The organism is Paenibacillus daejeonensis DSM 15491 (assembly GCF_000378385.1).
GTDB lineage: Bacteria > Bacillota > Bacilli > Paenibacillales > Paenibacillaceae > Paenibacillus_D > Paenibacillus_D daejeonensis.
The window spans coordinates 1,085,211-1,110,820 of the sequence record NZ_KB899659.1 but is presented as its reverse complement, the minus strand read 5'-3'; the positions used below and the strand labels follow the sequence as shown (position 1 = coordinate 1,110,820).

23 protein-coding genes and 1 tRNA gene are annotated in these 25,610 nt (G+C 52.0%); 20 read left to right on the top strand and 4 right to left on the bottom strand.

Annotated elements, in window-relative coordinates; all coding sequences use genetic code 11:
* Nucleotides 1-71 precede the first annotated feature (71 nt).
* Nucleotides 72-611, bottom strand: coding sequence for a phosphatidylglycerophosphatase A family protein (locus F556_RS0105525; protein WP_020615913.1), 540 nt, complete (start codon nucleotides 609-611; stop codon nucleotides 72-74).
* Nucleotides 612-739: 128 nt separating this feature from the next.
* Here F556_RS0105525 and F556_RS0105520 point away from each other — a divergent pair, with 128 nt between their 5' ends.
* From F556_RS0105520 to rdgB, 3 genes are all read left to right on the top strand, one after another.
* Nucleotides 740-1,789: a GerMN domain-containing protein gene (locus F556_RS0105520; RefSeq protein WP_020615912.1), complete on the top strand. Its 1,050-nt coding sequence runs from the start codon at nucleotides 740-742 to the stop codon at nucleotides 1,787-1,789.
* A gap of 145 nt (nucleotides 1,790-1,934) precedes the next feature.
* Entirely contained in the window at nucleotides 1,935-2,681 is a 747-nt protein-coding gene (rph, locus tag F556_RS0105515) for a ribonuclease PH (RefSeq protein WP_020615911.1), read from the top strand.
* Nucleotides 2,678-3,313, top strand: a complete 636-nt coding sequence (rdgB, locus tag F556_RS0105510) for an RdgB/HAM1 family non-canonical purine NTP pyrophosphatase (protein ID WP_020615910.1) — start codon at nucleotides 2,678-2,680, stop codon at nucleotides 3,311-3,313. The genes rph and rdgB overlap by 4 nt, the downstream gene beginning before the upstream one ends.
* A 76-nt stretch (nucleotides 3,314-3,389) precedes the next feature.
* Here rdgB and asnB read toward each other — a convergent pair whose 3' ends face one another.
* Entirely contained in the window at nucleotides 3,390-5,234 is a 1,845-nt protein-coding gene (asnB, locus tag F556_RS0105505; protein WP_020615909.1) for an asparagine synthase (glutamine-hydrolyzing), read from the bottom strand.
* 146 nt (nucleotides 5,235-5,380) lie between these two features.
* Between asnB and F556_RS0105500 the strand changes: the two genes are divergently transcribed.
* Nucleotides 5,381-5,788, top strand: a complete 408-nt coding sequence (locus tag F556_RS0105500; protein WP_020615908.1) for a hypothetical protein — start codon at nucleotides 5,381-5,383, stop codon at nucleotides 5,786-5,788.
* A complete protein-coding gene (locus F556_RS0105495) occupies nucleotides 5,785-6,120 on the top strand; it encodes a hypothetical protein (protein WP_020615907.1) in 336 nt (111 codons plus the stop codon). Before F556_RS0105500 ends, F556_RS0105495 begins: the two co-directional genes overlap by 4 nt.
* A 91-nt stretch (nucleotides 6,121-6,211) precedes the next feature.
* On the opposite strand, the gene F556_RS0105490 is transcribed toward F556_RS0105495, so the two are convergent.
* Together F556_RS0105490 and F556_RS0105485 are read right to left on the bottom strand one after the other, a co-directional pair.
* Nucleotides 6,212-7,114 carry a YihY/virulence factor BrkB family protein gene (locus tag F556_RS0105490; protein WP_020615906.1) on the bottom strand — a complete coding sequence of 301 codons (903 nt, stop codon included), beginning with the start codon at nucleotides 7,112-7,114 and terminating at the stop codon, nucleotides 6,212-6,214.
* Between the two features lie 225 nt (nucleotides 7,115-7,339).
* Nucleotides 7,340-7,416 (bottom strand) — tRNA-Arg (locus F556_RS0105485).
* Nucleotides 7,417-7,709: 293 nt separating this feature from the next.
* Here F556_RS0105485 and F556_RS0105480 point away from each other — a divergent pair.
* From F556_RS0105480 to cobA, 15 genes are all read left to right on the top strand, one after another.
* Nucleotides 7,710-8,582 carry a hypothetical protein gene (locus F556_RS0105480; RefSeq protein ID WP_051108667.1) on the top strand — a complete coding sequence of 291 codons (873 nt, stop codon included), beginning with the start codon at nucleotides 7,710-7,712 and terminating at the stop codon, nucleotides 8,580-8,582.
* 88 nt (nucleotides 8,583-8,670) lie between these two features.
* A complete protein-coding gene (gene tig / locus F556_RS0105475) occupies nucleotides 8,671-9,972 on the top strand; it encodes a trigger factor (RefSeq protein ID WP_020615904.1) in 1,302 nt (433 codons plus the stop codon).
* Between the two features lie 245 nt (nucleotides 9,973-10,217).
* Nucleotides 10,218-10,805: an ATP-dependent Clp endopeptidase proteolytic subunit ClpP gene (gene clpP, locus F556_RS0105470; RefSeq protein ID WP_020615903.1), complete on the top strand. Its 588-nt coding sequence runs from the start codon at nucleotides 10,218-10,220 to the stop codon at nucleotides 10,803-10,805.
* Nucleotides 10,806-10,830: 25 nt separating this feature from the next.
* Entirely contained in the window at nucleotides 10,831-12,087 is a 1,257-nt protein-coding gene (gene clpX / locus F556_RS0105465; protein ID WP_020615902.1) for an ATP-dependent protease ATP-binding subunit ClpX, read from the top strand.
* A gap of 165 nt (nucleotides 12,088-12,252) precedes the next feature.
* Nucleotides 12,253-13,362 carry a flavodoxin-dependent (E)-4-hydroxy-3-methylbut-2-enyl-diphosphate synthase gene (ispG, locus tag F556_RS0105460; RefSeq protein WP_026297126.1) on the top strand — a complete coding sequence of 370 codons (1,110 nt, stop codon included), beginning with the start codon at nucleotides 12,253-12,255 and terminating at the stop codon, nucleotides 13,360-13,362.
* Between the two features lie 141 nt (nucleotides 13,363-13,503).
* Nucleotides 13,504-15,213 carry an ATP-dependent protease LonB gene (gene lonB / locus F556_RS0105455; protein WP_020615900.1) on the top strand — a complete coding sequence of 570 codons (1,710 nt, stop codon included), beginning with the start codon at nucleotides 13,504-13,506 and terminating at the stop codon, nucleotides 15,211-15,213.
* Nucleotides 15,214-15,251: 38 nt separating this feature from the next.
* Nucleotides 15,252-17,594: an endopeptidase La gene (lon, locus tag F556_RS0105450; protein WP_020615899.1), complete on the top strand. Its 2,343-nt coding sequence runs from the start codon at nucleotides 15,252-15,254 to the stop codon at nucleotides 17,592-17,594.
* An 18-nt stretch (nucleotides 17,595-17,612) separates the two neighbouring features.
* Nucleotides 17,613-18,200, top strand: a complete 588-nt coding sequence (yihA, locus tag F556_RS0105445) for a ribosome biogenesis GTP-binding protein YihA/YsxC (protein WP_020615898.1) — start codon at nucleotides 17,613-17,615, stop codon at nucleotides 18,198-18,200.
* 200 nt (nucleotides 18,201-18,400) lie between these two features.
* On the top strand, nucleotides 18,401-18,991 hold the full coding sequence (locus F556_RS0105440) for a hypothetical protein (RefSeq protein ID WP_020615897.1): 591 nt from the start codon (nucleotides 18,401-18,403) through the stop codon (nucleotides 18,989-18,991).
* A 352-nt stretch (nucleotides 18,992-19,343) separates the two neighbouring features.
* Nucleotides 19,344-19,742: an adenosylmethionine decarboxylase gene (speD, locus tag F556_RS0105435; RefSeq protein WP_020615896.1), complete on the top strand. Its 399-nt coding sequence runs from the start codon at nucleotides 19,344-19,346 to the stop codon at nucleotides 19,740-19,742.
* Between the two features lie 230 nt (nucleotides 19,743-19,972).
* A complete protein-coding gene (gene hemA, locus F556_RS0105430; protein WP_020615895.1) occupies nucleotides 19,973-21,367 on the top strand; it encodes a glutamyl-tRNA reductase in 1,395 nt (464 codons plus the stop codon).
* Nucleotides 21,368-21,396: 29 nt separating this feature from the next.
* Nucleotides 21,397-22,215: a cytochrome c biogenesis protein CcsA gene (locus F556_RS0105425; RefSeq protein WP_020615894.1), complete on the top strand. Its 819-nt coding sequence runs from the start codon at nucleotides 21,397-21,399 to the stop codon at nucleotides 22,213-22,215.
* Between the two features lie 21 nt (nucleotides 22,216-22,236).
* Complete coding sequence (locus F556_RS0105420) at nucleotides 22,237-22,869, top strand: precorrin-2 dehydrogenase/sirohydrochlorin ferrochelatase family protein (protein WP_020615893.1); 633 nt, start codon at nucleotides 22,237-22,239, stop codon at nucleotides 22,867-22,869.
* Between the two features lie 17 nt (nucleotides 22,870-22,886).
* Nucleotides 22,887-23,828, top strand: coding sequence for a hydroxymethylbilane synthase (gene hemC / locus F556_RS0105415; protein WP_020615892.1), 942 nt, complete (start codon nucleotides 22,887-22,889; stop codon nucleotides 23,826-23,828).
* A 4-nt stretch (nucleotides 23,829-23,832) separates the two neighbouring features.
* Complete coding sequence (cobA, locus tag F556_RS0105410; protein ID WP_020615891.1) at nucleotides 23,833-25,374, top strand: uroporphyrinogen-III C-methyltransferase; 1,542 nt, start codon at nucleotides 23,833-23,835, stop codon at nucleotides 25,372-25,374.
* The last annotated feature ends 236 nt before the right edge of the window (nucleotides 25,375-25,610 follow it).

The window sequence follows — 25,610 nt, the reverse complement described above, 5'->3', positions numbered from 1 at the left end:
CTCGTCGACTGTCGGCGGGACCGTTGTTTTTGGTATGGGGAGATTATGCAACCAGGGGAATACCCCTACTGTCAATCGAGCGGCGGTGTAGTATTTCCTTCACGTTCGGCTTGCTTGCGATGCGCAATGCGGCTGCTGGCCGAAGCAGCAATCGCACCAACAATATCATCAAGGAAGGTGTGGGTATGCTCACCGTTCTTCTCGTTCAGCTGGACCAGGACGCCGGGCTTCAGCTTGTCAATGTAACCGAAGTTGGTCAGTCCGATACTTCCATACACGTTAACAATCGACAACGCCAGGATCTCGTCGCAGCCATAGAGGCCTTCATCGTGAACAATCATTTCCTGAAGGGGCGGCAGCAGCTTGCCCTCTTCCGCCAGAATATCGAGTTGAATGCCGGTCAGCACCGCATTTTGCACCTCGCGCTTGGATAGGACGGCTTCCACGTTATGAAGGCATTCTTCCATGGAGAGCTCAGGAAAATAATTCTTTTGCAAGAGCATGACAAGCTCGGCAATTTGAAGCTTGGTGACGCCGCGTTTTTCCAGCCATTCCTGCGTCGCTTCTGCAACCTGTTTGCTATTGAGGCTGTATTTGCTCGGATCGGACATGTTGACACCCCTTTAATCTTGTAGTGGGACAAAACTTGGTCTAAAACGGGGACGGGCTCGTATACATAGTACTACAAAACAGAAGTTGCTCCAAATGAAACCTAAGTCGACAGGGAGGCACGGTGACTATGAAACAGTATCAATGGATGCGGCTCAGCCTGATTTCAGGAGGAATGGCTGTCGTGATGGCGGCGGCGTCCGGTTGCAGCTTGTTATCGACAACGACGAGCCAGGAGATTGACCCGCCTCAGACCATAGCAGATCCGGTCATGGGCAAAGAGGTGCCCTCTGCACCACTGGAGGGCGGAACAGAATTGACAGTGTTCCTCAAGGATCCTAATGGCTACATTGCCCCTGTCACGCTGCAGACCGTGCTTAAGCCGGACGAGCGTGTGGAGAAGCGGGCGCTTGAGATGATGGTGGAGAATGGGGCTTATGCCGCAGAGCTGCCAGAAGGCTTTCAGCCAATTCTACCGCAAGGTACAGAGGTCGAGACCTTCAATGTCATTCAAGAACAGCACAAGGCCATCGTAGATTTCTCCAGTCCGTTCCTCGATTACAACTTGCCTGATGAGCGTAAAATTGTTGAAGCGCTGACCTGGACACTGACAGGCTTCCCGAATATCGATCAGGTGGAAATCTGGAATGAGGGAGAGCGACTTGACGAGATGCCAGTGGATGGCCTGCCGCTGACAGGACCATTGTCGCGCAAGATGGGCATCAATCTGGAGAAAGCCGAAGGGGTGGATTATGCTAGATCCATGCCGGTTACGCTCTATTTCTCGGCCGTGTCTGAGGAGGACGAACAGTACTATGTACCGGTTACCCGTCTGATCGAGCGCAGTTCCGATCCGGCCAAGGCGGCAATGGAACAGTTGATTGCGGGCCCTGGACCATTCAGCAAGCTGCACGCGGTCATTACCGAGGATATTGAAGTGAATGAGCTGGGGATTGCGGGCGAAGTCGTTACAGTTGATCTCAAGGATGAACTGTACAAAGACGATCAAAAACTGCCTTCGGAAATGCTTCAAGCGGTGGTGCTGTCACTGACAGAGAACACAGGGGCCAAGCAGGTGAAAATCCAGTTCAATGGCACCTCCAACGTCAAGGATACCGACAATCGTTCCTATAACGAGCCTGTCAACCGTCCAGAGCATGTGAATGCATTGAAGTTTTAGTCAGGAGCATCAAGCTAAGAGAGGGATCTCCCTCTCTTTTTTCTTTTCCCGGAAGGGGAAGTTTCGGATAGCGCAAGGTGATTTTGACCGGGAGATTTGGTAGAATGGATAGGAATTAGGCAAAAATACGTTTGGAGGCTATTACATGCGATTAGAAGGACGGCTGAATTCTCAGCTGCGGCCGGTTAAGATAACACTTCATCCCAACAAATATGCTGAGGGCTCCGTATGGATTGAAGTTGGCGACACGAAGGTACTCTGTACAGCGACCATTGAAGAACGGGTCCCGCCTTTTATGAAGGGTCAGGGCAAAGGCTGGATTAATGCGGAGTATGCGATGCTGCCCCGCTCGACACATACGCGTAATCAGCGAGAAGCAGTGCGAGGCAAGCTGACTGGTCGCACGATGGAGATCCAGCGGCTGATCGGCCGGGCGCTGCGCTCGGTAGTAGATTTGCAAGCGTTGGGGGAGCGGACCATTACGCTGGATTGTGACGTGATTCAGGCGGATGGCGGCACCCGGACAACGTCCATTACAGGGGCATTTGTTGCTCTTGCATTGGCTGTCCACAAGCTCGACAAGCACAATCGCTTTGCTCGCTATCCTTTGACGGATTTCCTTGCATCTGTCAGTGTAGGGGTCATTGCAGATTCCATCCGGGTGGATTTGAATTATGAAGAAGACTCCAAAGCCAAGGTTGACATGAATGTGGTCATGACCGGCAAGGGGAATTTTGTAGAGCTCCAGGGCACGGGCGAGGATGCGCCTTTCTCGCGTCAGGAATTGAATGACATGCTGGAGCAGGCTGAGGAAGGCATACGCGGTCTGATCGGCCATCAACGCGAGGTACTGGGTGAAGCCGGCGACAGGATTGGCGGGGAGACGGTATGAGTCGGATAAGCGATCGAATTGTCGTAGCCACCCAGAACAATGGGAAGACCGTTGAGTTCCGTCATGCGTTTGCCAAGCTTGGCATCCAGGTGCAGAGCATGGCGGATTATCCGGACTTGCCTGACATCGTTGAGGATGGCAGCACGTTTGCCGAGAATGCCCGCAAGAAAGCCAGAACCGTCGGTGAGGCGTTGCAGATTCCCGTGCTGGCGGATGACTCAGGTCTGTGCGTAGACGCGCTTGAAGGCGCGCCAGGCGTGTATTCGGCGCGTTATGCGGGGGAAGGGGCAGCTGACGCTGACAATAATGCCAAGCTGCTCACTGCGCTGTCTGGACAAAGGATGGATACAACGGGGTCTGCTCTGCCCGTCGGGGTAGAAGGCCTCAGTCCAGGACGTTTTGTGTGCGCGTTGGCGTTGTATGACCCTGCTACCGGACAATTCATTGAAGCGGAAGGCACAATGGACGGTATTATTGTCAACAAGCCAGCTGGCGAAGGCGGTTTTGGTTATGATCCGCTTCTCTGGGTGCCGGAATATGGGAAAACCGTTGCCCAATTAACCAAGGATGAGAAGCAGCAAATCGGTCACCGGGGACGGGCATTGTCTCGTCTGTTGTCCCTGTTGGACTAGCTGACTCGTCATGGATAGAACAATAGCCAGGCCCCGCATCTGCGGGATCTGGCTATTTGGCGTACGATTTGAACACTCAGCGAATCGTAACCTTATATTCTTTTAGCCAGGTATTGGTCTGCGAGAGATAGGCGAACAGCTGGGGGCCCGACATGAGCTGGCCGAACCATGGCAGCTGGGACGTCGGGTCCGCCGATTCAACAACAGCCCGGACGTTCTTCACATTGATTAGCGGCAACAAGGGAGCAGTCGGATCATCCAGAATGTCCAATACGCGCTGCTTCATGGCATTCAGATACCCAGGGTTATGTGTTTTGGGATAGGGACTTTTTTTGCGCTTCAGTACGTCCTCTGGCAACACATCCTGCAATGCTTTACGCAGAATGCCTTTCTCGCGGTCGCCAGATGTTTTGATCTCCCAAGGAATATTCCATACATACTCAACCAGGCGATGATCACAAAAGGGTACGCGGACCTCCAGACTGGCAGCCATACTCATCCGGTCCTTCCGATCCAGAAGGGTAGGCATAAATCGGGTGATGTTCAGATAAGACATCGTCCGCATTCGCTGCTGAGCCTCCGTTTCTCCTGCCAAGTGAGGCACTTCGGCAACCGCATCGCTGTAACGGGACGCGATATACTCCTCCGGGCGGATCCAGGCTGCAATGTCGGGGGAGAGGAGATCCGCTCGCATTCCGGAAGCCAGCGCCCAGGGGAAGGTGCCGGAATTCAGCGCTTCCTCGCGGTGGAACCAAGGGTAGCCGCCGAATATTTCATCCGCAGCTTCACCAGACAGCGCAACGGTCGCATCCTCTTTGATGGCTCGGCAGAACAAGAGCAAGGAGCTGTCGACATCAGCCATGCCTGGCAGATCACGGGCTCGCATGGCATCATCCAGTGCATCCGCCAGCTCAGGCGTATCGAACGTGATATTGTGATGAACAGAGCTCAGGTACTCTGTCATTCGCTTAATCCAGGGACCGTCACTGCCGGGCTGGAACGCATGGGCTTTGAAATGCTTGTCGTTATCGACAAAATCCACGGAGTACGTATCGACGCTCCCCAAGTTTTGCTGCGCATAATGGCGGGCAGCAAAGCTGGTCAGCGCACTGGAGTCAAGACCTCCGGAGAGCAGTGTGCAGATCGGCACATCGGACACCAATTGCCGATTCACAGTATCCTCCAACAGGCTGCGTACCCGCTCGGCCGTTTGCTCCACATTGTCTGAGTGGGGGGCGCTCTCCAGCTTCCAATAGGTGCCGATCCGGCTCCCTGATCGATCGACCTTCATGTACTGTCCTGGGCGCAGCTCGCTGATATGACGATAAACGCCATGGCCAGGCGTGCGAGCGGGACCGATCATGAAGATCTCCGCCAAGCCTTCGCTTCCCACCTCCGGGGGACATGCGGGATGAGCGAGCAGCGCTTTGGGCTCCGATCCAAACAAGAAAAGGCCGTCCACAGTACTATAGAACAGCGGTTTGACGCCAAGCCGGTCCCGTGCAAGGAACAAGTTCTGCTCCTTGTCGTCCCAAACCGCAAACGCGAAAATACCGTTCAGCCGCTCCAGGCAAGCGCCGCCCCATACCATATAAGCGGCCAGGAGCACCTCGGTATCGCATTGAGTCTGGAAGCGGATGCCCTCGCTCTCCAGCTGCACCCGCAGCTCTGGCGCGTTGTACAGCTCTCCATTATATACAATCACAAACGTATCCTCACCCATCAGCTTGACCATGGGCTGAGCGCCGTTCTCAGGATCAATAACGCTGAGACGGCGGTGTCCCAGCGCGCAATGAGCTGTGATCCAGGAGCCGGAAGCGTCGGGTCCGCGCAGCGCCAGTGTTTCTGTCATCTGCTCCAGAGTTGCGCTCTGCTGAGTCAGGTCATGGGTCCAATCGATCCACCCGGTAATACCGCACATAGCGTTCATTCCTCTCCTGTCGATTTTGCAGGGCTTATGACATAAGGTCTAAGAGGTATATGCGTTCACCAAGCATAAAATGTCTGTCCGGCTGGGAAGCTATACTCGGGTGCAAACATCCGTTGTAATGGAAGGAGAGCAAGGCAATGACAGACTATGATAGGGAGCAACATCGGGAAGATTCGCAAACGGCAGGACGAGGAGAGGCCATGCTCATCCGCAACCATTATTATGTATCGGTCGGCGGGGGCCAGATTCTGGAGGATCCTGAGGCAGCTGCCTATGAACTGGAGATTCTCGCCAACGAAGAAGAGCTGGGCAGATTGCAAGAGCTGTTTGATGAGCTAAAAATCTGGGATGGAGCTCAGGCCTTCCATTTTGCCAGCACGCCATACACTGAGTTTTCTACCGACCGGATTAATCTGGGATACGAGATCCTCTTGAAGAAAGTCTACGGGCAGCTGCATGAATTAGGTACAGAAGAAACCAAGCGCCATATCCAATCCATGCACATCCTGGAGACCAAAGGGGAGAAGGAGGAATCGGAACCATGAATGTACTGCGAGCGAGCCTGAGAAGAATTGTGAACCGCGGGGGCGTGATATGTGGCGAAGTGGAGGTTAAAACCGACGATCCTGAATGTCCTGTTATGCTGGCCTATATGGCGCCGGCCTACAGTGATGAATATGAGATGATTGCAGTACTGGGCAATGACGCCGATATGGAGATCGACTGGTATGATAATAATTTGCATGATGCCTTTACCGACCAGACAACGGAACTGCTGCAGGACGCTGGCGGATCGGAAGGGATGGAATCGTTCAAGGCACAGATCCTGGCGAGTGGTGTCGTGCGTGAGGATCTGGCGCGTGAATTATCGAGATAAATCCCCCCGAAGAAAAAAAAGCCCGCGGGCGTCAGTCTCTGCATGGTAATGCAGGAGCCCGCGCCCGCAGGCTTGGAAGGATAGAACGGAATTAAGTTTTAAGATCATCGGACTTTTTTCCTGCCCACGGCAGGTCCATACTAAACGTCTTGGTACCGGCTTTTTCTCGTCCCTCTCTTCTGAATGTCAGCGCAGCATTAATCTCGCCGCCAGTGATAATAATGATGGAACTAATGTACAGCCAGATCAGCAGGACGATGACGCCGCCAATGCTGCCGTACGTGTTCGTGTAATTACCAAAATTATTAACATAGAAGGAAAAACCAAGAGAAGTGACGATCCAGCCAAATGTCGTGAAAATGGCACCGGGAATTACATCTTTAATGCGGATCTTCCGGTTGGGTGCAATCCAGAACAGCATGGTGAAGACTAAAATCATACCGAGCAGTGGAACGACTACCTTGACAATGTTCCATGTTGATTCAAAACCGGAAGGATATTCGAGAAGCTCAAAAAGGTAGGAGCCGATGCCCCGTCCAAAAATCAACAGCACCATCGCAAGAATAATGACAACCGACAGCACCAGCGTCAAGATAATAGAGATGCCTCTGACTTTCCAGAATGGGCGCGTCTCTTCTTCATCGTAGGCTTTGTTGAGTCCCTTCATCATGGCATTAACGCCATTGGAAGCAGCCCAAATTGTGCCAAGGATACCAAAGGACAATACAGTTCCGCTGCTATTGACAGCAACCTCATCCAAAATAGAAGTTACCGTGTTAGCCGTTTCGGTCGGCAACAGCATCACCATTTCCTGAATGAATTGATCACCTGAGACCTGAGCGAAGCCCAGCAGCGTCACGGTGAAAATCAGAAATGGAAAGAACGACAGCACGAGGTAATAACTGAGCTGTGCCCCCAGTGCCGGAACCTCATCAGCTTGAAAACGGGCAATCATCCGCTTCACAAAATCAACGGTTTTTTCTTTTCTTGTCATCGCATGGCCCCCTCACTAAACGGTTGAAATCCGCAGGATTCACTATGATGTTAATTACCCCTGCTTTTATTGATGAAACGACCCATCAGGCAGACGAGGGGAATGCTGGTAAATACAGTCGGTCAAGCAAGAGTCGTCCCTTATGCGAAAAAACCGCCAAACCCGTGTAATTCAGGGCTTGACGGTTTATTCTATGTATTATGGTCCAAGCATAGTAGTAAAAAATGGCGTCCCAGGAGGGATTCGAACCCCCGACCCACGCCTTAGAAGGGCGTTGCTCTATCCAGCTGAGCTACTGAGACATGAGTGGTCAACTTTGACCTGAATTATCTTACCACGGCTGATTTTAAAATGCAATGAAAATTTCACCAGGCAAGTTCAAGGCAGTCGACAGCCAAATAATAATAGCACATCCTCTCACCCATTGCAATCGAAAGCACCACATCGTGTTTTTCGCGTCCGCGTGGTATAATCATCACGATTTGTGTTAATAACTTCGTAAGATGTCGTCAGACATGAAGGCGGTGATATCATTACTACTCCAAATTCGCCGGATGGCGAGAGAGTCAAGGACAATGTATATTTGTTTCCCAATATGCTGGATCATTACCAGTTTCAGCTGACACGGATGCTGGAAGCGGAGCAATACGGGGAAGCCCGGGAGCTGCTTCAATTTCTACTTCATTGCCAAGGCGAAGATCAGCGCCACTATGAGGAATGGAGTAATCTGCTGAAATGGGTCGAAATGGCGTTTCCCGAGAGCCTCTCAGGCACGAACGGGAGCCAGACGACAGACAACGAGGACGATCTGCGCAGGCAGGCACTCGACCCCGGGGAGCAGGACGAAGAATACATAAATCAAGTGCTGTATATTATGAAGCATCACCCAATGATCGACCAACAAATGCTTGCATTGGAGCGGGCGGCGTTATTGGATTCTGCCGAGGTAAGTCGTGAGATCCGTTCATGGCTTGTAGAGGCCAGCCTTCACCCAGTCGTCCAGTTCAAAGCGCTGCAGTGCTTGCGCAAGCGCGGAGAGCTTGGAAATGTGTCGATGGAACGACTTGGCGAGCAGGTGAGCTTGGAGATTGAGGCCACGCCGCTATCGCTCGATGACTTCCCGCAGCCGGTGCTTGCCGTGCTTGAACGCGTTGAACGGGTGACAGAAATTATTGATGCGAGCTTGCCGCATTTTGCCCGTGAGCTCTGGAAGGAATGCCTGCAATTTTTGTACGGCACCTCCACTTACAGCTGGATGCTGGACGAGCGCGACGAGATGGTAGATTGCTTTGCAGCTGCGCTTCATTTGGCGCTTGCAACTGCCGCTTATGGCACTGCGGACGAGGAAGCAATCCGCGAGGCCTATGGGATTACGGAGTCCCTGCGTTTCCGCTATGAACAGGCTTGTCGCATGATGCGTCACGTCGCAGAGGGCAGTCAAGAATCGGGTCCAGATTCTGAGCCTTGATATTCGAGCGGATGTTGTTTATAATGGAGTGGTTTATGAAACGGAACAAGTAGGTGCGATTGCGCATTTTTGGAGGGGAAAGCATAAAATGAAAGCAACTTGGGAAAAAATAGAGAAGAACCTGGTGGTTCTTGATGTGGAAGTGGAAGCAGATCAAGTCTCTGCTGCGTTGGACAAGGCATTCAAGAAAGTCGTTAACAAAGTAAGCGTTCCTGGATTCCGCAAAGGTAAAGTACCGCGGGCTATGTTCGAGAAACGCTTTGGTGTGGAAAGCCTGTACCAGGATGCTGTAGATATCCTGCTGCCTGACGCCTATGCTGGCGCACTTGATGAGACTGGCATTACGCCTGTCGACCGTCCTGAAATTGAAGTGGAGCAGTTTGCCAAAGGCGAAACCTTCAAGTTCAAAGCTAAAGTTATCGTGAAGCCTGAAGTTACACTTGGCGATTACAAAGGCCTGGAAGTGCCTGCCGCTGAAGCTCAAGTAGCTGACGAGGATGTAACGGCTGAGCTGGAGCGTCTGCAACAACGCCATGCAGAGCTTGTTGTCATTGACGAAGGTCAAGTAGAGCAAGGCGACACCACGGTTATTGATTTCGACGGTTATGTCGATGGGGAAGCTTTTGAAGGCGGTAAAAGTGAACGTTATTCGCTGGAGATTGGTTCCGGTTCGTTCATTCCTGGCTTCGAGGAGCAACTGGTCGGCATGAACATTGGCGATTTCAAGGATGTTGAAGTGACCTTCCCTGAGTCTTACCATGCAGAACAACTTGCTGGCAAGGCTGCAGTGTTCAAGGTTAAGCTGCATGAGATCAAGCGCAAGAATCTGCCGGCACTTGACGACGAGTTCGCCAAGGACGTTAGTGAATTCGACACGCTGGAAGAATACAAGGAAGACCTGAAGAAAAACCTGTTGGAGAATAAGCAGAAGGAAGCCGAGCAAGCTCGCGAAGTAGCTGTTGTCGACAAAGCTACCGAACTGGCAGAAGTCGAAATTCCGGAAATTATGATCGAGAACGAAACAGGCCATATGCTTAAGGACTTTGAAAACCGTCTGCGCAGCCAAGGAATGAATCTGGACCTGTACTACCAATTCTCCGGTCAAGACGAAGCTGCTCTGCGCGGCCAAATGCAAGGCGACGCTGAGAAGCGCGTTCGCAACAACCTTGTGCTCGAAGCAATTGCCAAAGCAGAAGGTATCGAAGTAAGCGAAGACGAGCTGACCGAAGAGCTGGAGAAACTTGCTCAAGCGTATAACCGTCCTGCTGAAGAGATCCGCGAGATTTTCACAAGCAATGGCAACCTTGAGAACATGAAGGATGACCTGTCGCTGCGCAAAACGATTCAATTTTTGGTTGAAAACAGCAAGTCTGTCACAACCGTTGCATAACATAATGTGAACATAGAAGATAAGGCACGTGTTTGAGCGCGTGCCTTATTTTAAAATCCGGGCAGGTGCAGATGCCTCCCAAACTACATATGGCAAGACGTCACTTTTTTTGTCCTGATTCCGACGAAAACGGGGGGATTGGAACCGAAGGAGTGAACATGGTAAAATGGATTTATGCCAAGGCGAAAACGGCTGACGCATCCAAGTGATTGAGTAGAAATCAAAAAAGAGAAGAGGTTGGTCGTATGAATCTTGTGCCTATCGTGGTCGAACAGAGCAATCGCGGAGAACGATCTTATGATATCTACTCCCGACTCCTGAGAGACCGGATTATTTTTCTGGGGAGCGCTATCGATGATGACGTCGCCAATCTCATCATTGCCCAACTGTTGTTCTTGGCAGCGGATGATCCGGAGAAAGACATCCATCTTTACATCAACTCCCCCGGCGGTTCGGTGACGGCGGGAATGGGTATATTTGATACAATGCAATATATTAAGCCGGATGTGTCGACGATCTGTGTTGGTATGGCTGCAAGCATGGGTTCACTTCTACTCGCTGCAGGAGCCAAGGGAAAACGCCTTGCGCTGCCGAACAGCGAAGTCATGATCCATCAGCCGCTAGGCGGCGTCCGTGGCCAGGCGACGGATATTAAAATCCATGCGGATTGGATTTTGAAAACCAAGCAGAAGTTGAACCAGATCCTTGTCGAGCGTACTGGTCAGCCTTATGACAAGATTGACCGTGATACCGATCGTGATTACTTCATGAGCGCGGACGAAGCTCAGACTTATGGTCTGATCGACAAAGTCGTCGCAGCGCCAGAGCTTTGATTAATTTACTCTAAGGGGTGAACAGATGTTTAAATTCAACGACGAAAAGGGCCAGCTCAAATGTTCCTTCTGCGGAAAATCGCAGGATCAGGTGCGCAAGCTCGTCGCCGGTCCTGGTGTATATATATGTGACGAATGCATCGAGCTGTGCACAGAGATTGTAGAGGAGGAGCTCGGTCACGAGGAAGAGCTTGACCTCAAGGATATTCCGAAGCCGCAAGAGATTCGCGGAATTCTCGACCAATATGTCATTGGTCAGGAGCAGGCCAAGAAATCACTGTCCGTTGCTGTATATAACCACTACAAGCGCGTAAATTCGCAGAGCAAGATCGAGGATGTTGAGCTGCAGAAGAGTAACATTCTGCTGCTTGGTCCGACAGGCTCTGGTAAAACATTGCTGGCGCAAACCATGGCCAAAATATTGAATGTACCGTTTGCTATCGCTGATGCAACCTCGCTTACCGAAGCGGGATATGTCGGTGAGGATGTAGAAAATATCCTCTTGAAACTAATTCAGGCTGCCGACTATGATGTAGAGAAGGCCGAACGCGGCATTATCTATATCGATGAGATTGATAAAGTCGCACGTAAATCCGAGAATCCTTCCATTACACGCGATGTATCCGGTGAAGGCGTTCAACAAGCCTTGCTGAAAATCCTGGAAGGAACGGTGGCTTCGGTACCTCCGCAAGGCGGACGCAAGCACCCGCATCAGGAGTTCATTCAAATTGATACAACCAACATCCTGTTCATTTGCGGTGGAGCCTTTGACGGTCTTGAGCAAATGATCAAACGGAGAATCGGTAAAAAAGTCATTGGCTTCAGCACAGCGGGTGAAGGTCAAAAAGATCTGAAGCCGGGTGAGTACCTGTCGATGGTATTGCCGGAGGACTTACTGAAATTTGGCTTGATTCCTGAATTCGTAGGCCGCTTGCCGGTTATCTCTACTCTGGAGCCGCTGGATGAGCAAGCATTGGTACGGATTTTGTCCGAACCCAAAAATGCGCTAGTTAAGCAGTACCAGAAGCTGTTGGAGATGGATAATGTTCATCTTGATTTTGAACAACCGGCTCTGGAGGCAATTGCCAAGGAAGCGATTAAGCGCAATACAGGTGCGCGCGGCTTGCGGGCGATTATCGAAGGCATTATGCTGGATGTCATGTACGAGGTGCCTTCCCGTGAAGATGTGAATACCTGCCTCATCACTGAGAAGGTTGTACAAGATCGGATTATGCCGGAGCTGTCGAGTAAGAAGCCGAAGAAAAAAGAAGAGAGTGCCTGACGATAATCAGGCTTCAATATGGCCGGTAGTGAGCAGGTAATTGAAATGCTTGCTCACCGGCTTCTATATCCACCCGTGTCCAGCCCCCGCTAACGGGGGGCTCAGGGCATGGGTGAATTTGCGGCAGTGGAGAGATTTGGGACTGCCCGATGGGAGAGATCAGAGATGTTCATGCGTACGGATACAGTACCGGTTCGAGTTGGCGATCTGACGATCGGCGGCAACAATGAGGTCCTCATACAAAGCATGTGTACAACCAAGACCGCGGATGTGGAGGCTACGGTAGCCGAGATCCTGAGGCTCGAAGAAGCGGGCTGTCAGATCGTACGTGTCACCGTCAACAACAAGGAAGCGGCAGCCGCTATTAAGGAAATCAAGAAACGCATTCATATTCCATTGGTAGCTGATATTCATTTTGATTACAGGCTCGCGCTTGAGGCTATTGAAAATGGCATCGACAAAGTCCGGATCAATCCTGGTAATATTGGTCGGCGTGAGAAGATCGAAGCTGTGGTCAAGGCTTGCAAGGCCAAGGGCATTCCAATCCGGATTGGCGTTAATGCTGGTTCCTTGGAAAACCACTTGCTGGAAAAGTACGGCTATCCAACGGCCGAGGCGATGGTAGAAAGCGCACTGTTCCATATTGGAATTCTGGAAGAGTTGGATTTTCACGATATTATCGTTTCGCTCAAGGCATCTGACGTGCCTATGGCAATTGAAGCGTACCGGCTGGCTGCCACGCAGATCAAGTATCCGCTCCACTTGGGTATTACGGAGGCGGGCACGCTCTACTCCGGAACAATCAAGAGTTCAGCAGGAATTGGTGCCTTGCTAGCTATGGGCATCGGCAATACCGTGAGAATCAGTCTAAGTGCCGATCCAGTAGAAGAGGTCAAGGTAGCACGTGAGCTGCTCAAGATTTATGGATTGATCTCAAATGCAGCCACACTTGTATCCTGTCCGACCTGTGGCCGCCTCGACATCGATCTGTTCGCCATCGCCAATGAGGTGGAGGAGTATATTTCGAACATCAAGGTACCGATCAAGGTTTCTGTCCTGGGTTGCGCGGTTAATGGTCCCGGTGAAGCCCGCGAGGCGGACATCGGTATTGCTGGCGCCCGTGGCGAAGGGATGTTGTTCCGCTACGGCGAGATGATTCGCAAAGTACCTGAAGCGGATCTATTGTCTGAATTGAAGAAAGAAATCGACGAAATTGTGCGTGTTTTTGAGGCGACAGGAGAAATCCCTGGTCGCAAGCATGCGCAACTGCAATAGCTATTATCGATTCCTCGCACGCTTTTTCCAAGGTTACGATTATTACGGTCGGCAGGAGGCAATACTACCAAGTATTAGTCCTTTCTGCCGATTTTTTGCGTTCTTAGGAAAGTCGGCGATAACCGGAGGTGCGGAGAAACGATGAGCTTAAATTTGGTGTTAATGCTGGTACAGGTGTTTTTTGCCATTGTGATTGGTCTCTACTTTTGGAATCTGTTGCGCAACCAGAAGACCAACCGTAGTGCAGTTGACCGTGAGTCGCGCAAAGAAATGGATAAGCTGCGCAAGCTTCGGTCCATTTCGTTAACCAAACCGCTGGCCGAGAAGACGCGGCCGCAGGCCATGCAGGATATTATTGGCCAGGTAGACGGCTTGCGGGCGCTCAAGGCTGCATTATGCAGTGCTAATCCGCAGCACGTGATCATTTATGGTCCTCCTGGCGTCGGCAAGACGGCAGCGGCACGTGTTGTGCTGGAGGAGGCCAAAAAAAATCAAGCCTCGCCATTTTTGAATGAGGCTAAATTTACCGAGATTGATGCTACGACGGCAAGGTTTGATGAACGGGGCATCGCTGACCCCCTAATCGGATCGGTCCATGATCCCATTTACCAAGGAGCAGGCGCCATGGGAGTGGCGGGCATTCCGCAGCCTAAGCCAGGAGCTGTGACCAAGGCTCATGGGGGCATTCTCTTTATTGATGAAATCGGCGAGTTGCATCCGGTTCAGATGAACAAGCTGCTGAAGGTGCTGGAGGACAGGAAGGTGTTTTTGGAGAGTGCATATTACAACTCTGAGGACGTCAATATTCCCAATTACATTCATGATATTTTCCAGAACGGGCTGCCAGCGGATTTCCGTCTGGTCGGTGCAACTACCCGTTCGCCGCAGGATATTCCGCCCGCGATCCGTTCGCGCTGCATGGAAATCTATTTTCGGCCCCTGTTGGCTGAAGAAATTGGGCTGATTGCGACCAACGCGGTTCGCAAAATCGGTTTCCGGCCCTGCCCTGAAGCAATCGAAGTGGTCAAGAAATACGCAACAAATGGTCGTGAGGCCGTAAATGTCGTCCAATTGGCAGCGGGTCTAGCTCTATCGGAAAAGCGTGATGACATCGAGGTCTCGGATATGGAATGGGTAGTCAACAGCAGTCAAATCCCGCCAAGACCGGATCGCAAGGTGCCGGCTGCGCCACAGGTAGGGTTTGTGAATGGATTGGCCGTCTACGGACCAAACATGGGCACGCTGCTGGAGATCGAAGTAAGTGCCATCCCGGTAAGAGAAGGCAAGGGAAGCTATACGATCACCGGTGTAGTGGATGAAGAAGAAATCGGCGGGGGCGGTTCCCGGACCTTGCGGCGTAAAAGTATGGCGAAGGGCTCTGTGGAAAATGTGCTGACGGTTCTGAGGAGAGTAGGCTGGCAGCCACACAATTTTGATTTGCACATTAATTTTCCGGGGGGGACGCCGATTGACGGACCTTCGGCTGGGATTGCTATGGCGGTAGCCATCGCCTCTGCGATCAGTGGCGAGCCGGTGGACAACAAGATTGCCATGACAGGTGAAATCGGCATCCACGGCAATGTGAAGCCTGTTGGCGGCGTGCTGGCGAAGGTAGAAGCCGCGTTTCAAGCGGGAGCCGATACGGTTATTATACCAAGAGACAATTGGCAGGCAATTTTTAGTGACCTCAAAGGATTGCGAGTTATTCCTGTGGATACGATAGAAGAGGTGTTGAAACAAGCACTGCCACAGGTGCAATCCGAGCAAGTGGAGGCAGATTCCGCAGCGGTCGTCCATGATGGATTTATGGGCGCAGGCGTTTCTTATTTGCAGGCGGAATCCTCGGAGTGATAAAATAGCGGAAGACTCAAATCTAGGGAGGTGCTGGTATGGGACCTGGCAAAGTAAAAGGTCGGAAGCTGCCCCTGTTGCCGCTCAGGGGGCTGCTCGTGTATCCCAGCATGGTGCTCCATCTCGATGTAGGCCGGGAGAAGTCGGTTCGTGCCCTCGAGCGGGCAATGATCGATGATCATATGATTCTGTTATGCTCACAGTCTGAAGTGAACATAGAGGAGCCCACAACGGATGATATCTACAGAGTAGGTACGATTGCTCGGGTACGGCAGATGCTGAAGCTGCCGAACGGGACAATTCGGGTGCTGGTGGAGGGCGTGGTACGCGCGGAGATTGTCGACTATGCCGACAATGATGAATTCTATGAGGTGAATGTCAAGGAGCTGCCGGAGGAAGAATCGGCTGATCCGGAGATCGATGCCTTGATGCGGTCCGTATTAACGCAGTTCGAGCATTATATCAATCTCTCTAAAAAAGTCACACCCGAGACGCTCGCCGCAGTGTCGGATATCGAAGAGCCAGGGCGTCTGGCAGATGTGATCACCAGTCATCTGTCGCTCAAGATCAAAGACAAGCAGGACATCCTGGAGACAGTTGATGTAACCGCCCGCCTGGAGCGTCTGCTGGACATCCTTAACAACGAGCGGGAAGTTCTGGAGCTGGAGCGCAAGATCAGCCAGCGCGTGAAGAAGCAGATGGAGAAAACCCAAAAGGAATATTATCTGCGTGAACAAATGAAGGCGATTCAGAAAGAGCTTGGCGACAAAGAAGGACGCGCCGGAGAAGTGGAAGAGCTGCGCAATCAGCTCCAGTCTGCGGGCGTCCCGGAGAAGGTCCAGGAGAAGGTAGAGAAAGAAATCGACCGGCTGGAGAAGATGCCTTCCACTTCAGCTGAAGGCGGCGTTATCCGCAATTATATCGATTGGCTGCTCGCGTTGCCATGGACTCATCAAACCGAAGATCATCTCGATATTAAGAGTGCTGAAGAAATTCTGAACGAGGATCATTACGGCCTCGACAAACCGAAGGAGCGGGTGCTGGAGTACCTGGCGGTACAAAAGCTGGTTCGCAAGCTGAAGGGCCCCATCCTGTGCCTTGTCGGTCCTCCTGGTGTGGGTAAGACCTCTATGGCGCGTTCGATTGCAAAGTCTCTGGGGCGCAAATTTGTCCGTATCTCGCTTGGCGGGGTTCGTGACGAAGCTGAGATTCGCGGGCATCGCCGTACCTACGTAGGTGCCATGCCGGGTCGCATCATCCAAGGCATGAAGACGGCAGGCACCGTTAACCCTGTCTTCTTGCTCGATGAGATTGACAAGATGGCTATGGATTTCCGGGGGGATCCGGCCTCTGCTTTGTTGGAGGTGCTGGACCCTGAGCAGAATAGTACCTTTAGCGACCATTTCGTCGAGGTGCCCTTCGATTTGTCCAACGTTATGTTCGTCACGACAGCCAATGCGATGCACAATATTCCTCGTCCGCTCCTCGATCGCATGGAGGTGCTCTATATTCCGGGTTATACCGAGCTGGAGAAGCAACAGATAGCCCAGCGCTACCTGCTGCCCAAGCAGAAGCGGGAGCACGGACTGGAGGAAGAGCAGCTGATTATTGACGAGCAGACAACCTTGCGCCTCATCCGGGAGTATACGCGGGAAGCTGGCGTACGGAATTTGGAGCAGCAGGCGGCGGCTCTCTGTCGCAAAGCGGCGAAGGAGCTGGTTACTGAGCCAGAGGCTGGTCCAATCCTCGTGGATGAAGCGAGGCTGAAGGATTGGCTCGGTCCGGCCAAATTCCGATACGGCATGGCTGAAGTAGAGAACCAGATAGGTGCAGTGACAGGTCTTGCGTGGACGGAGGTCGGTGGCGATACGCTGGTTATTGAAGTAACCGTAATGCCCGGCAGCGGCAAACTGACCCTTACAGGTCAGCTTGGAGACGTCATGAAGGAATCCGCGCAGGCAGCCTTCAGCTATACACGCTCCAAGGCTGACGCGCTGCAAATCGACCATGATTTCCATGAGAAGAATGATATTCACATCCATATCCCCGAAGGAGCGATTCCCAAGGACGGACCTTCGGCTGGCATTACGATCGCCACAGCGCTCATCTCTGCTCTTACGAACCGCTATGTCAATCGTGAAGTAGCAATGACAGGCGAGATTACGCTGCGCGGCAGAGTATTGCCCATCGGCGGACTGAAGGAGAAGTCGCTGGCAGCCCACCGAGCGGGTATCCGCAAAGTGCTAATGCCAAAAGACAATGAGCGGGATCTCCGGGATATCCCGGAAAGTATCCGGGCTGATCTGGAGTTCGTGCCGGTGGCTCATATGGATGAAGTGCTGCAGCACGCACTTGCAGAAGTACCAATGGATGTGCACTAGGAAAGCAGGGGATACACAATGAAAATTACGCAAGCTGAATTTGTTATCAGTGCGGTTAAACCGCACCAGTACCCCGAGGACGCCTTGCCAGAGATTGCTCTGGCAGGGCGTTCCAACGTGGGGAAGTCATCACTCATTAACAAGCTGATTCTACGCAAGAATCTGGCGCGCACCAGCTCGCAGCCAGGTAAAACCCAACAGTTGAACTATTATCGCGTGAACGATCAACTCTATTTTGTTGATTTTCCGGGATACGGGTATGCAAAGGTTTCCAAAACCGAAAGACAAGCCTGGGGCGTCATGATTGAAACGTTTTTGAAGCAGCGTGAACCACTTAAGCTTGTGCTGCAGATGATCGATTTGCGCCATCCCCCCAGCAAGGATGATCAGCAAATGTACGCTTGGCTGAAGCATTTTGGCATCCCTATTTGTATTGTTACGACCAAGGCAGATAAAATTCCCCGGAGCCGCTGGGATAAGCATCTGAAAGTGGTACGTGAAACGCTGCAAATGGATGCTTCGGAGCAGGTGGTTTTATTTTCGTCAGAAACGGGTAAGGGAAGAGAGGAGCTGTGGGAGGTAATCCTGCAGGCAATTGAAGAATAAGGTTGTAAGGTGTTAATCTAATGGCCGAAAACCGAGGATACATCCTAAAACGCTGGACTTATCGTGGATTATACCCGATTATTCTGAAATATGCGGGAATTCAGCGGCTCCCAGGCAGGCATATTGCTATGGGATCACGTATAATATAGTTAGGCAGATTGTAATAAACTGTGCAAGACTAAAGAATTGAGGAGATTTTTATGGCTCAGCGGTTAGCCACGGAATATGTTAAAGGCCGTCTGCAATTGACAAGTGATGAAATGAATCGCTTCATTCGCTTTTTTGGTGATCAACATGTGAGATTGGGTGTGCGAGTACTCGAGGGCGGAAACCAGGAGCTGGTGCTGGAGGACGTTGCTGGCGGTGAGGAAGTGCATCTGACCTTTGAGCGCCAAAAGGATCTTTACGTTGGTGTGCTTACGTGCCGCTTGCTCAAACCGAAATTGACCAATGCCATGCGCAAAGCCGTTTCTATGTTCAAAGGTGATGCCGTTGTGCATCGCATTTATCCAACGTATACGATGGTTTACCATTATACACAAGGTGCCGTCAAGAAAATCATGGAGCAGTCCAAGGGACAATCGCGACTGATCTTTGAGTGGAAGGATACATTGGGCCAATTGGAGAAGCAATTCAACAGTCGGCTTGTGGAGCAGGAGATTGCGATGGCGCAGAATGCGATTAACGAGCTTCTGGATTTGCGGAATCAGAGTGCGTCGCCGGAAGAGATCCACTCGATCGATATCCGGTTGGCTGAATTGACCCGTAAGCTGTTTGTTCTGGAAGCCTGACCTGACGACCAACTGTCCCGGTACTTGCCTGCGTGGCGAGTCCGGGACAGTTTTTTTATTTTGTAAAGCACCTCGGCTGCCTGACGATCATAGATTGGATACGGCTGAGAAAAACCCCAGTTTTTCCGGTTTAGAACCGCTTCGAAATTCTTTTTTGTTAAATTTCGAAAAATAGGTTGCAATTCTTCGTGATAGATGTTATTTTTATTCTCGTTGAAATGAATATTAGGAACCAGGATTCACTCAGGACATGGTATGTTGCGAGAGATAACTCCCTCGGGTAGTGAATGACGTAGGTCCTAGCGGATGAAATTTTTCAAACATTTTATTCCTAGGAAGGGGGAACCGAAAGATGGAATACTCAACTTTCGGAAGACACGTAGCTGTTGATACTTGGGGTGTAGATTTCGATATCCTGAACAGCTCGGAACTGTTAGAAGCCCACATGGTGGAGGCTGCTGAAGCATGCGGCGCTACCGTACTGTCTGTGCAAGCCCAGCAATTTGAGCCCCAAGGGGCAACGGTATTGGTCATGCTGTCGGAAAGCCATCTGTCCATCCATACGTATCCCGAAAGAGGATTCGCCGCGCTTGATTGCTATACCTGTGGCGAAACCGTTGATCCGCAGTTGGCGATTGATTACATGCTGACTGTACTGAAGCCGACATCCACCCACGCCAAGAAACTTATTCGCGGCCTTGGTGAACTGCAGGTGGAAGAACCGCAATTGAAGCAAGCTGAGCTGGTCTAACCCGGCTATTACCCACAAGCCATGGAGCTCGCTCCATGGCTGTTTTGTTACTATCAGGATCTACGTTAGTATTCGAGTGAATCGGTTCATTTCAAATGGGGGTATAAGATTCTTAGGATCGTTTACAATAGAAGGTAGAGTTTTCATACTTTCTTCATAAATGCGGACGTTAGCTTTGTCGAACTATGCTATACTTACTTTAGAATGATTATAAGGCAGGTGATTGCGCAGTGCACATTGTAGTGGTTGGTCTGAATTATAAGACTTCTCCGGTAGAAGTCAGGGAGAAGTTTACGTTCGCAGAGCGCGATTTGCCGGAAGCGCTGCGCAAGCTGAAGCAGACGAACAGTATTATGGAATGTGTCATTGTAGCGACTTGCAATCGAACGGAGATTTATGCGGTCGTGGACCGTCATCAGCTATGTGGACATCATATCCGCTCCTTTATGGAGCAGTGGTTCGAGCTTCCGCGCGAGCAATTCACCAATCACCTCTACATGTATGAGGATGATCAGGCGATCGAGCACCTGATGCATGTGACATGCGGATTGGATTCCATGATTATTGGCGAGACACAGATTCTTGGACAGATCCGCAACGCCTTCCTCCTCGCTCAGGAACAGAAGACGACGGGAACGCTGTTCAATATGTTGTTCAAGCAGTCGATTACATTGGCCAAGCGGGCGCATTCGGAGACGTCGATCGGTGAAGCAGCCGTTTCGGTAAGCTATGCCGCAGTCGAGCTCGGCAAACGCATTTTTGGCCAATTTCATCATAAGACCGTTATGATTGTCGGTGCGGGCAAGATGAGTGAGCTGACAGCGAAGCATCTTTACGCTAACGGGGCAGATGAAGTGCTGGTGGTTAACCGGACGTATGATCGCGCCGTGCAATTGGCGGACAAGTTCAATGGCGTGCCTCTATCTATGGAAGATGCGGTGCGACGGTTGCATGAGGCAGACATCATCATTAGCTCGACAGGTTCTGACGGGTACGTATTGACCCGGGACCAGGTTGAGGCTGCGATGCAGCGCCGGCCGTCTCGTCCCTTGTTTATGATTGATATTGCTGTGCCTCGTGATTTGGATCCTGCAATTGCTGAGGTTGGCGGTGTCTATTTGTATGATATCGACGACCTGGAAGGCATTGTGGAGAGTAATCTGGAACTGCGTCGTACCGAAGCAGCGAAGATTGAGACCATGATTCTGATTGAAATGGATGCATTCCGGCAATGGTATAAGACGCTGGGTGTGATTCCACTTATCCGTTCCTTGCAGACCAAAGCTGCAACGATACATGAAGACACGATGGAGAGCCTCGTCAACAAGCTTCCTGATCTTGATGAACGGGAGTTGAAGGTGATTCGTAAGCTGACCAAGAGCATCGTTAATCAACTGCTCCAGGATCCGATTCTCCGCGTCAAAGAGATGGCCGGTGAGAAGCATGCCGCCCAGTCGATGGACATGTTTGTCAAGCTCTTTGCTCTGGAGGAGCCGTTGGCTCAAGCTGCAGCTGCCGAGCGTCAAGCCGAGCTTGATGCGGCTGCCGAGATGAAGCAGCTACGGGCAAAGGCGCAAGACAAAGGCAGCGCCTCGGCCTCTGGGCTGGCTGTCGTCACGCCTTAGGTCCGGATCGTTCGGGAGGCGCATGAATAGTGTTCAACAATTATTTGTATGATATGATGATTTATGTGTACGCCCTGAGCCTACTGTTTTACTTCTCCGATCTTGCAGATGCAAGCCGGAGAGCTAAGCGGATGGGAACAGGGCTGCTTATTTTCGTATGGGTATTGCAGACTTGTTTTCTCGTATATCGACTTACGACCCACAGAGATATGTCGACGGTATCCTTGTTTGAATATTTGTTTTTGTTCTCTTGGCTATTAATAACTATTTCGTTAATGATGAGCCGTTTTTTTCGTGTCGAGTTTCTCGTTTTTTTTGTCAATCTTATCGGCTTCGTTCTGCTTGCGGTTAACCTCTTCAGTCGTCCGGCTGCCGTGATTGGATTGCAATCCTGGGAGCGAGCAATTGAACTACTCTATATTCATATCACGCTCATTACATGCGCTTATGCTATTTTGACGATTGGTGCCATATTTGCAGGCATGTATCTGTTCTTGCATGGCAAGCTCAAAGGCCGCAAATGGTCGGCCTCGATGAGGCGCCTGCCTTCCCTGGAAGTCATTGAACGTAGCATCTACCGGACCGCATTGATTGGCACGCCGCTGCTCATTTTGTCGCTGGCTGTCGCCATAGCCTCCATCATTGTCGAAGGACAGACGGCCATGCTGCTTGATTGGAAGGTCTTTACGTCCGTTCTGGGACTTGGGTTTTATATTTTCTATCTGATTCGCCGCAATGTGCTGCGTCATTCTGGAGTCAGCACGGCAAAATGGAACCTGATTTCATTCGGGTTGTTGCTCATCAACTTGTTTTTGAATTCGGCCTCACAATTTCATGATTGGACCTGAGGCAGTGAGGAGGCCTAGGCTATGGCCAGGTTGTATCCCGTAATGCTGCAGGTAGAGGGAAGACGCTGTGTCGTGGTGGGTGGCGGCAATGTGGCTGAGCGAAAAGTATCAGGATTGCTTGCTGCGGGAGCCCAAGTGAGCGTCATCAGTCCTGAGCTGACAGAGGAGCTATCCAGACTGGCGGTCGCCGGAGCTATTACGTATTCCAACAGACCCTATCAGGAAGGTGATTTGGCGGATGCCATGTTGGTATTTGCTGCTACGGACAAGCCTGAGGTCAACCGGCAAGTGATCATGGAGGCGCAACGTCTGGATATTTTGCATAGCGCTGCGGATCGTCCGGAATCGAGTTCATTTGTGACGCCTGCCATCGTCCGCCGTGGGGAACTGGTTCTAACCGTTTCCGCCTCGGGCGCTAGCCCGATGCTTGCCGCACGTATTCGAGGGGAATTGGAGCAGCAGTATGGTCCTGAGTATGAATGCCTTACGGCTTGGCTTGGCGAACTAAGACGGCGAATTCATGCGTTGGATAAGCCCCCGCAGACCCGTCGGGAAATGCTGGGACGGGCTCTGGAGCTGCCGGAGACAGCCTGGCAACCGGAACAAAGCGAGGACAGGTGGCGCGAGCTTCTTATCAGTCTCAGCCAACCCTAGAGAGGAAGGTACATATCGTGAATGAGCACAAAAGAAAAATTATTGTAGGCACAAGACAAAGTTCTCTGGCGCTAACCCAGACCGGCCACGTCATTGACGCGCTTCAGGAGTTAAGTGATGCTCATGGCCTGGGGTATACCTTTGAGCTGCATAAGATTGTAACGAAGGGCGACCAGATCGTCGATGTGACACTGTCCAAAGTGGGCGGCAAAGGTTTGTTCGTAAAGGAAATCGAGCAAGCGCTTATTGATGGCGTAATCGATATGGCCGTCCACAGCATGAAGGACATGCCCTACGAGCTGCCCGAAGGCCTGATGAACGGGGCAACGCCCAAGCGTGTCGATCCTAGAGACTGTCTGATCACGCGGGATGGCCAGTTGCTGGAGGATCTCCCGGCAGGTGCGGTCATTGGTACAAGCAGCCTGCGCCGTTCTTGCCAGCTGTTGCATGCCCGTCCGGACCTAGAGGTAAAATGGATCCGAGGGAATATTGACTCGCGTATTCGCAAGCTGCAGACCGAAGGGTTTGATGCCATTGTGCTGGCAACTGCCGGACTACAGCGTATGGGCTGGACCGACCGGATAACGAGCATTCTTCCAGCAGACGTATGCATACCGGCAGTTGGCCAGGGTGCGCTCGGCATTGAATGCCGCGCATCCGACACGGAGGTTCGTGAGCTGCTGGCCTTGTACAATGATCCCGAGACGGATCGTGCCGTACAGGCGGAACGAAGCTTCCTGGGCGCCCTTAATGGTGGCTGCCAGGTGCCTATCGGAGCGCACGCAACCTTGAGCAGCTCGGGCACCATCGAACTGACCGGGATGGTCGGATCACCGGACGGGGAAACGATGCTGCGGCACACGGCTACCGGCGAAGAGCCATTGGCTCTCGGACTGGCAGTCGCCGCGGCTCTGCAGGCCAAAGGCGCGGAGCAGATATTGGCAGAAGTGAGGGGCTGAGACGGTGGAAAATGGAATCGTCTATTTGGTTGGCGCGGGTCCCGGCGATCCGAAGCTGATTACTGTACGCGGCCTTCAATGCATTGAGGCTTGCGATGTTGTGGTCTATGATCGCTTGGCTAGTCCGCGTCTCTTGAAGCACTTGAAGCCGGGTGCGGAGCGAGTGTACGTAGGCAAATTGCCGGACCGTCATACGATGAAGCAGGAGGAGATCAACCAACTGCTCGTTGACCTGGCGCTTCAGGGCAAAATCGTAACCCGTCTCAAGGGCGGAGATCCTACAATTTTCGGACGGGTCGGCGAAGAAGCGGGTCTGCTGCGGGAGCACGGCATTCCTTTTGAAATCGTGCCTGGCATCACTTCGGCGATTGCTGTACCAGCCTATGCTGGCATTCCGGTTACGCATCGCGACCTGGCATCCTCGATGTCGATCATTACGGGACATGAAAGCCCGGACAAGTTGGACCGTTCCATCCATTGGGACAAGGTAACGCTGGCTACGGGGACACTCGTCTTTCTCATGGGCGTCTCCAAGATCGGCTATATCAGCGAACAACTGATCCGTCATGGCAAGCCCGCATCCACGCCTGTCGCACTGATCAGGTGGGGGACACGGGCGGAGCAGCAGACGCTGGTCGGGACGCTCGAAACGATAGAATCGCAGGTTCTGGCAGCGAATTTTCAGCCGCCAGCTGTTATTGTGGTAGGCGAGGTAGTCAGACAGCGGGAGCAGTTGATGTGGTACGAACGCAAACCATTGTTCGGGACGAGAATACTGGTCACGCGAGCACGGGCCCAGGCGAGCCGTCTGGCAGAACAGATTGAAGAGCTGGGCGGTGAACCGGTTGAGTATCCGGTCATTGAAATGCGCGCCAATACCGCAGCGTCAGCGGCTGTTCAAGAGGCCGTGCAAGCGGCTGATAGTTTTGACTGGCTGATCTTTACCAGCTCCAATGGTGTGGATTACTTCTTCCGTTGGCTGCGAGAGCTGCGCGTAGATATCCGGCGTTTTCACCGCGCCAGACTGGCGGCGGTAGGCCCGGGCACAGCCAAGGCTTTGCTCCAATATGGCCTGATTGCGGACGAACTGCCCCAGACCTACCAGGCGGAGGGACTGGCAGCGCAGCTCGCTGAGCTGGTGGAGCCTGGACAACGGGCGCTTCTGCCCCGAGGTGATCTGGCTCGGGACGTGCTCCCGCAGGAGCTTGGCCGGGCAGGGGTAGACGCGGTCGCGCTGCCGGTCTACGAGACAGTTCTAGCACAGACCGGAGAAGACGATGAAGTGCTGAGGCAGCTAATGGACAAGGAGATTGATGTCATCACCTTTACCAGTTCCTCTACCGTTACCAATCTGCTAGAGCGGCTGCGGCAGCAGGGAGTGGAAGCGCCCGCGGAATTGCTGGCCGGCATTACGGCAGCCTGCATCGGTCCCGTAACGGCGGCCACCGCTCGCGAGGCTGGCCTGGAGGTGGCCCTCGAACCCGAGGAAGCCACCGTCGACGCCCTCCTCTCCGCCATCGCTACCTACCGACATAACCAGAGGTAACTTTAAGAGGTTGTTCAAAAAGTCCTCAATTGATCACGAAGAGAATCAGGAAGCTAACTCGACATCGAATCTTGCGTTCACCTTTGAAGTCCGGTGCTCATGTAGGTTTGCCTACACTCCGCTCCTCCTTCTGCAGGTTATCGCAACCTTCTCGGTGCTGAATTGTGACCTTTTTGAACTCGCATTTTAATTTGGAATAAGCTATATTTTTCAAGCGATTATGAGATCATATATAA

Bases quoted from the DNA above. Each gene is read 5' to 3' on its own strand.
- F556_RS0105525 (WP_020615913.1), bottom strand. From the start codon at position 611: ATGTCCGATCCGAGCAAATACAGCCTCAATAGCAAACAGGTTGCAGAA.
- F556_RS0105520 (WP_020615912.1), top strand. From the start codon at position 740: ATGAAACAGTATCAATGGATGCGGCTCAGCCTGATTTCAGGAGGAATG.
- rph (WP_020615911.1), top strand. From the start codon at position 1,935: ATGCGATTAGAAGGACGGCTGAATTCTCAGCTGCGGCCGGTTAAGATA.
- rdgB (WP_020615910.1), top strand. From the start codon at position 2,678: ATGAGTCGGATAAGCGATCGAATTGTCGTAGCCACCCAGAACAATGGG.
- asnB (WP_020615909.1), bottom strand. From the start codon at position 5,234: ATGTGCGGTATTACCGGGTGGATCGATTGGACCCATGACCTGACTCAG.
- F556_RS0105500 (WP_020615908.1), top strand. From the start codon at position 5,381: ATGACAGACTATGATAGGGAGCAACATCGGGAAGATTCGCAAACGGCA.
- F556_RS0105495 (WP_020615907.1), top strand. From the start codon at position 5,785: ATGAATGTACTGCGAGCGAGCCTGAGAAGAATTGTGAACCGCGGGGGC.
- F556_RS0105490 (WP_020615906.1), bottom strand. From the start codon at position 7,114: ATGACAAGAAAAGAAAAAACCGTTGATTTTGTGAAGCGGATGATTGCC.
- F556_RS0105480 (WP_051108667.1), top strand. From the start codon at position 7,710: ATGCTGGATCATTACCAGTTTCAGCTGACACGGATGCTGGAAGCGGAG.
- tig (WP_020615904.1), top strand. From the start codon at position 8,671: ATGAAAGCAACTTGGGAAAAAATAGAGAAGAACCTGGTGGTTCTTGAT.
- clpP (WP_020615903.1), top strand. From the start codon at position 10,218: ATGAATCTTGTGCCTATCGTGGTCGAACAGAGCAATCGCGGAGAACGA.
- clpX (WP_020615902.1), top strand. From the start codon at position 10,831: ATGTTTAAATTCAACGACGAAAAGGGCCAGCTCAAATGTTCCTTCTGC.
- ispG (WP_026297126.1), top strand. From the start codon at position 12,253: ATGTTCATGCGTACGGATACAGTACCGGTTCGAGTTGGCGATCTGACG.
- lonB (WP_020615900.1), top strand. From the start codon at position 13,504: ATGAGCTTAAATTTGGTGTTAATGCTGGTACAGGTGTTTTTTGCCATT.
- lon (WP_020615899.1), top strand. From the start codon at position 15,252: ATGGGACCTGGCAAAGTAAAAGGTCGGAAGCTGCCCCTGTTGCCGCTC.
- yihA (WP_020615898.1), top strand. From the start codon at position 17,613: ATGAAAATTACGCAAGCTGAATTTGTTATCAGTGCGGTTAAACCGCAC.
- F556_RS0105440 (WP_020615897.1), top strand. From the start codon at position 18,401: ATGGCTCAGCGGTTAGCCACGGAATATGTTAAAGGCCGTCTGCAATTG.
- speD (WP_020615896.1), top strand. From the start codon at position 19,344: ATGGAATACTCAACTTTCGGAAGACACGTAGCTGTTGATACTTGGGGT.
- F556_RS0105420 (WP_020615893.1), top strand. From the start codon at position 22,237: ATGGCCAGGTTGTATCCCGTAATGCTGCAGGTAGAGGGAAGACGCTGT.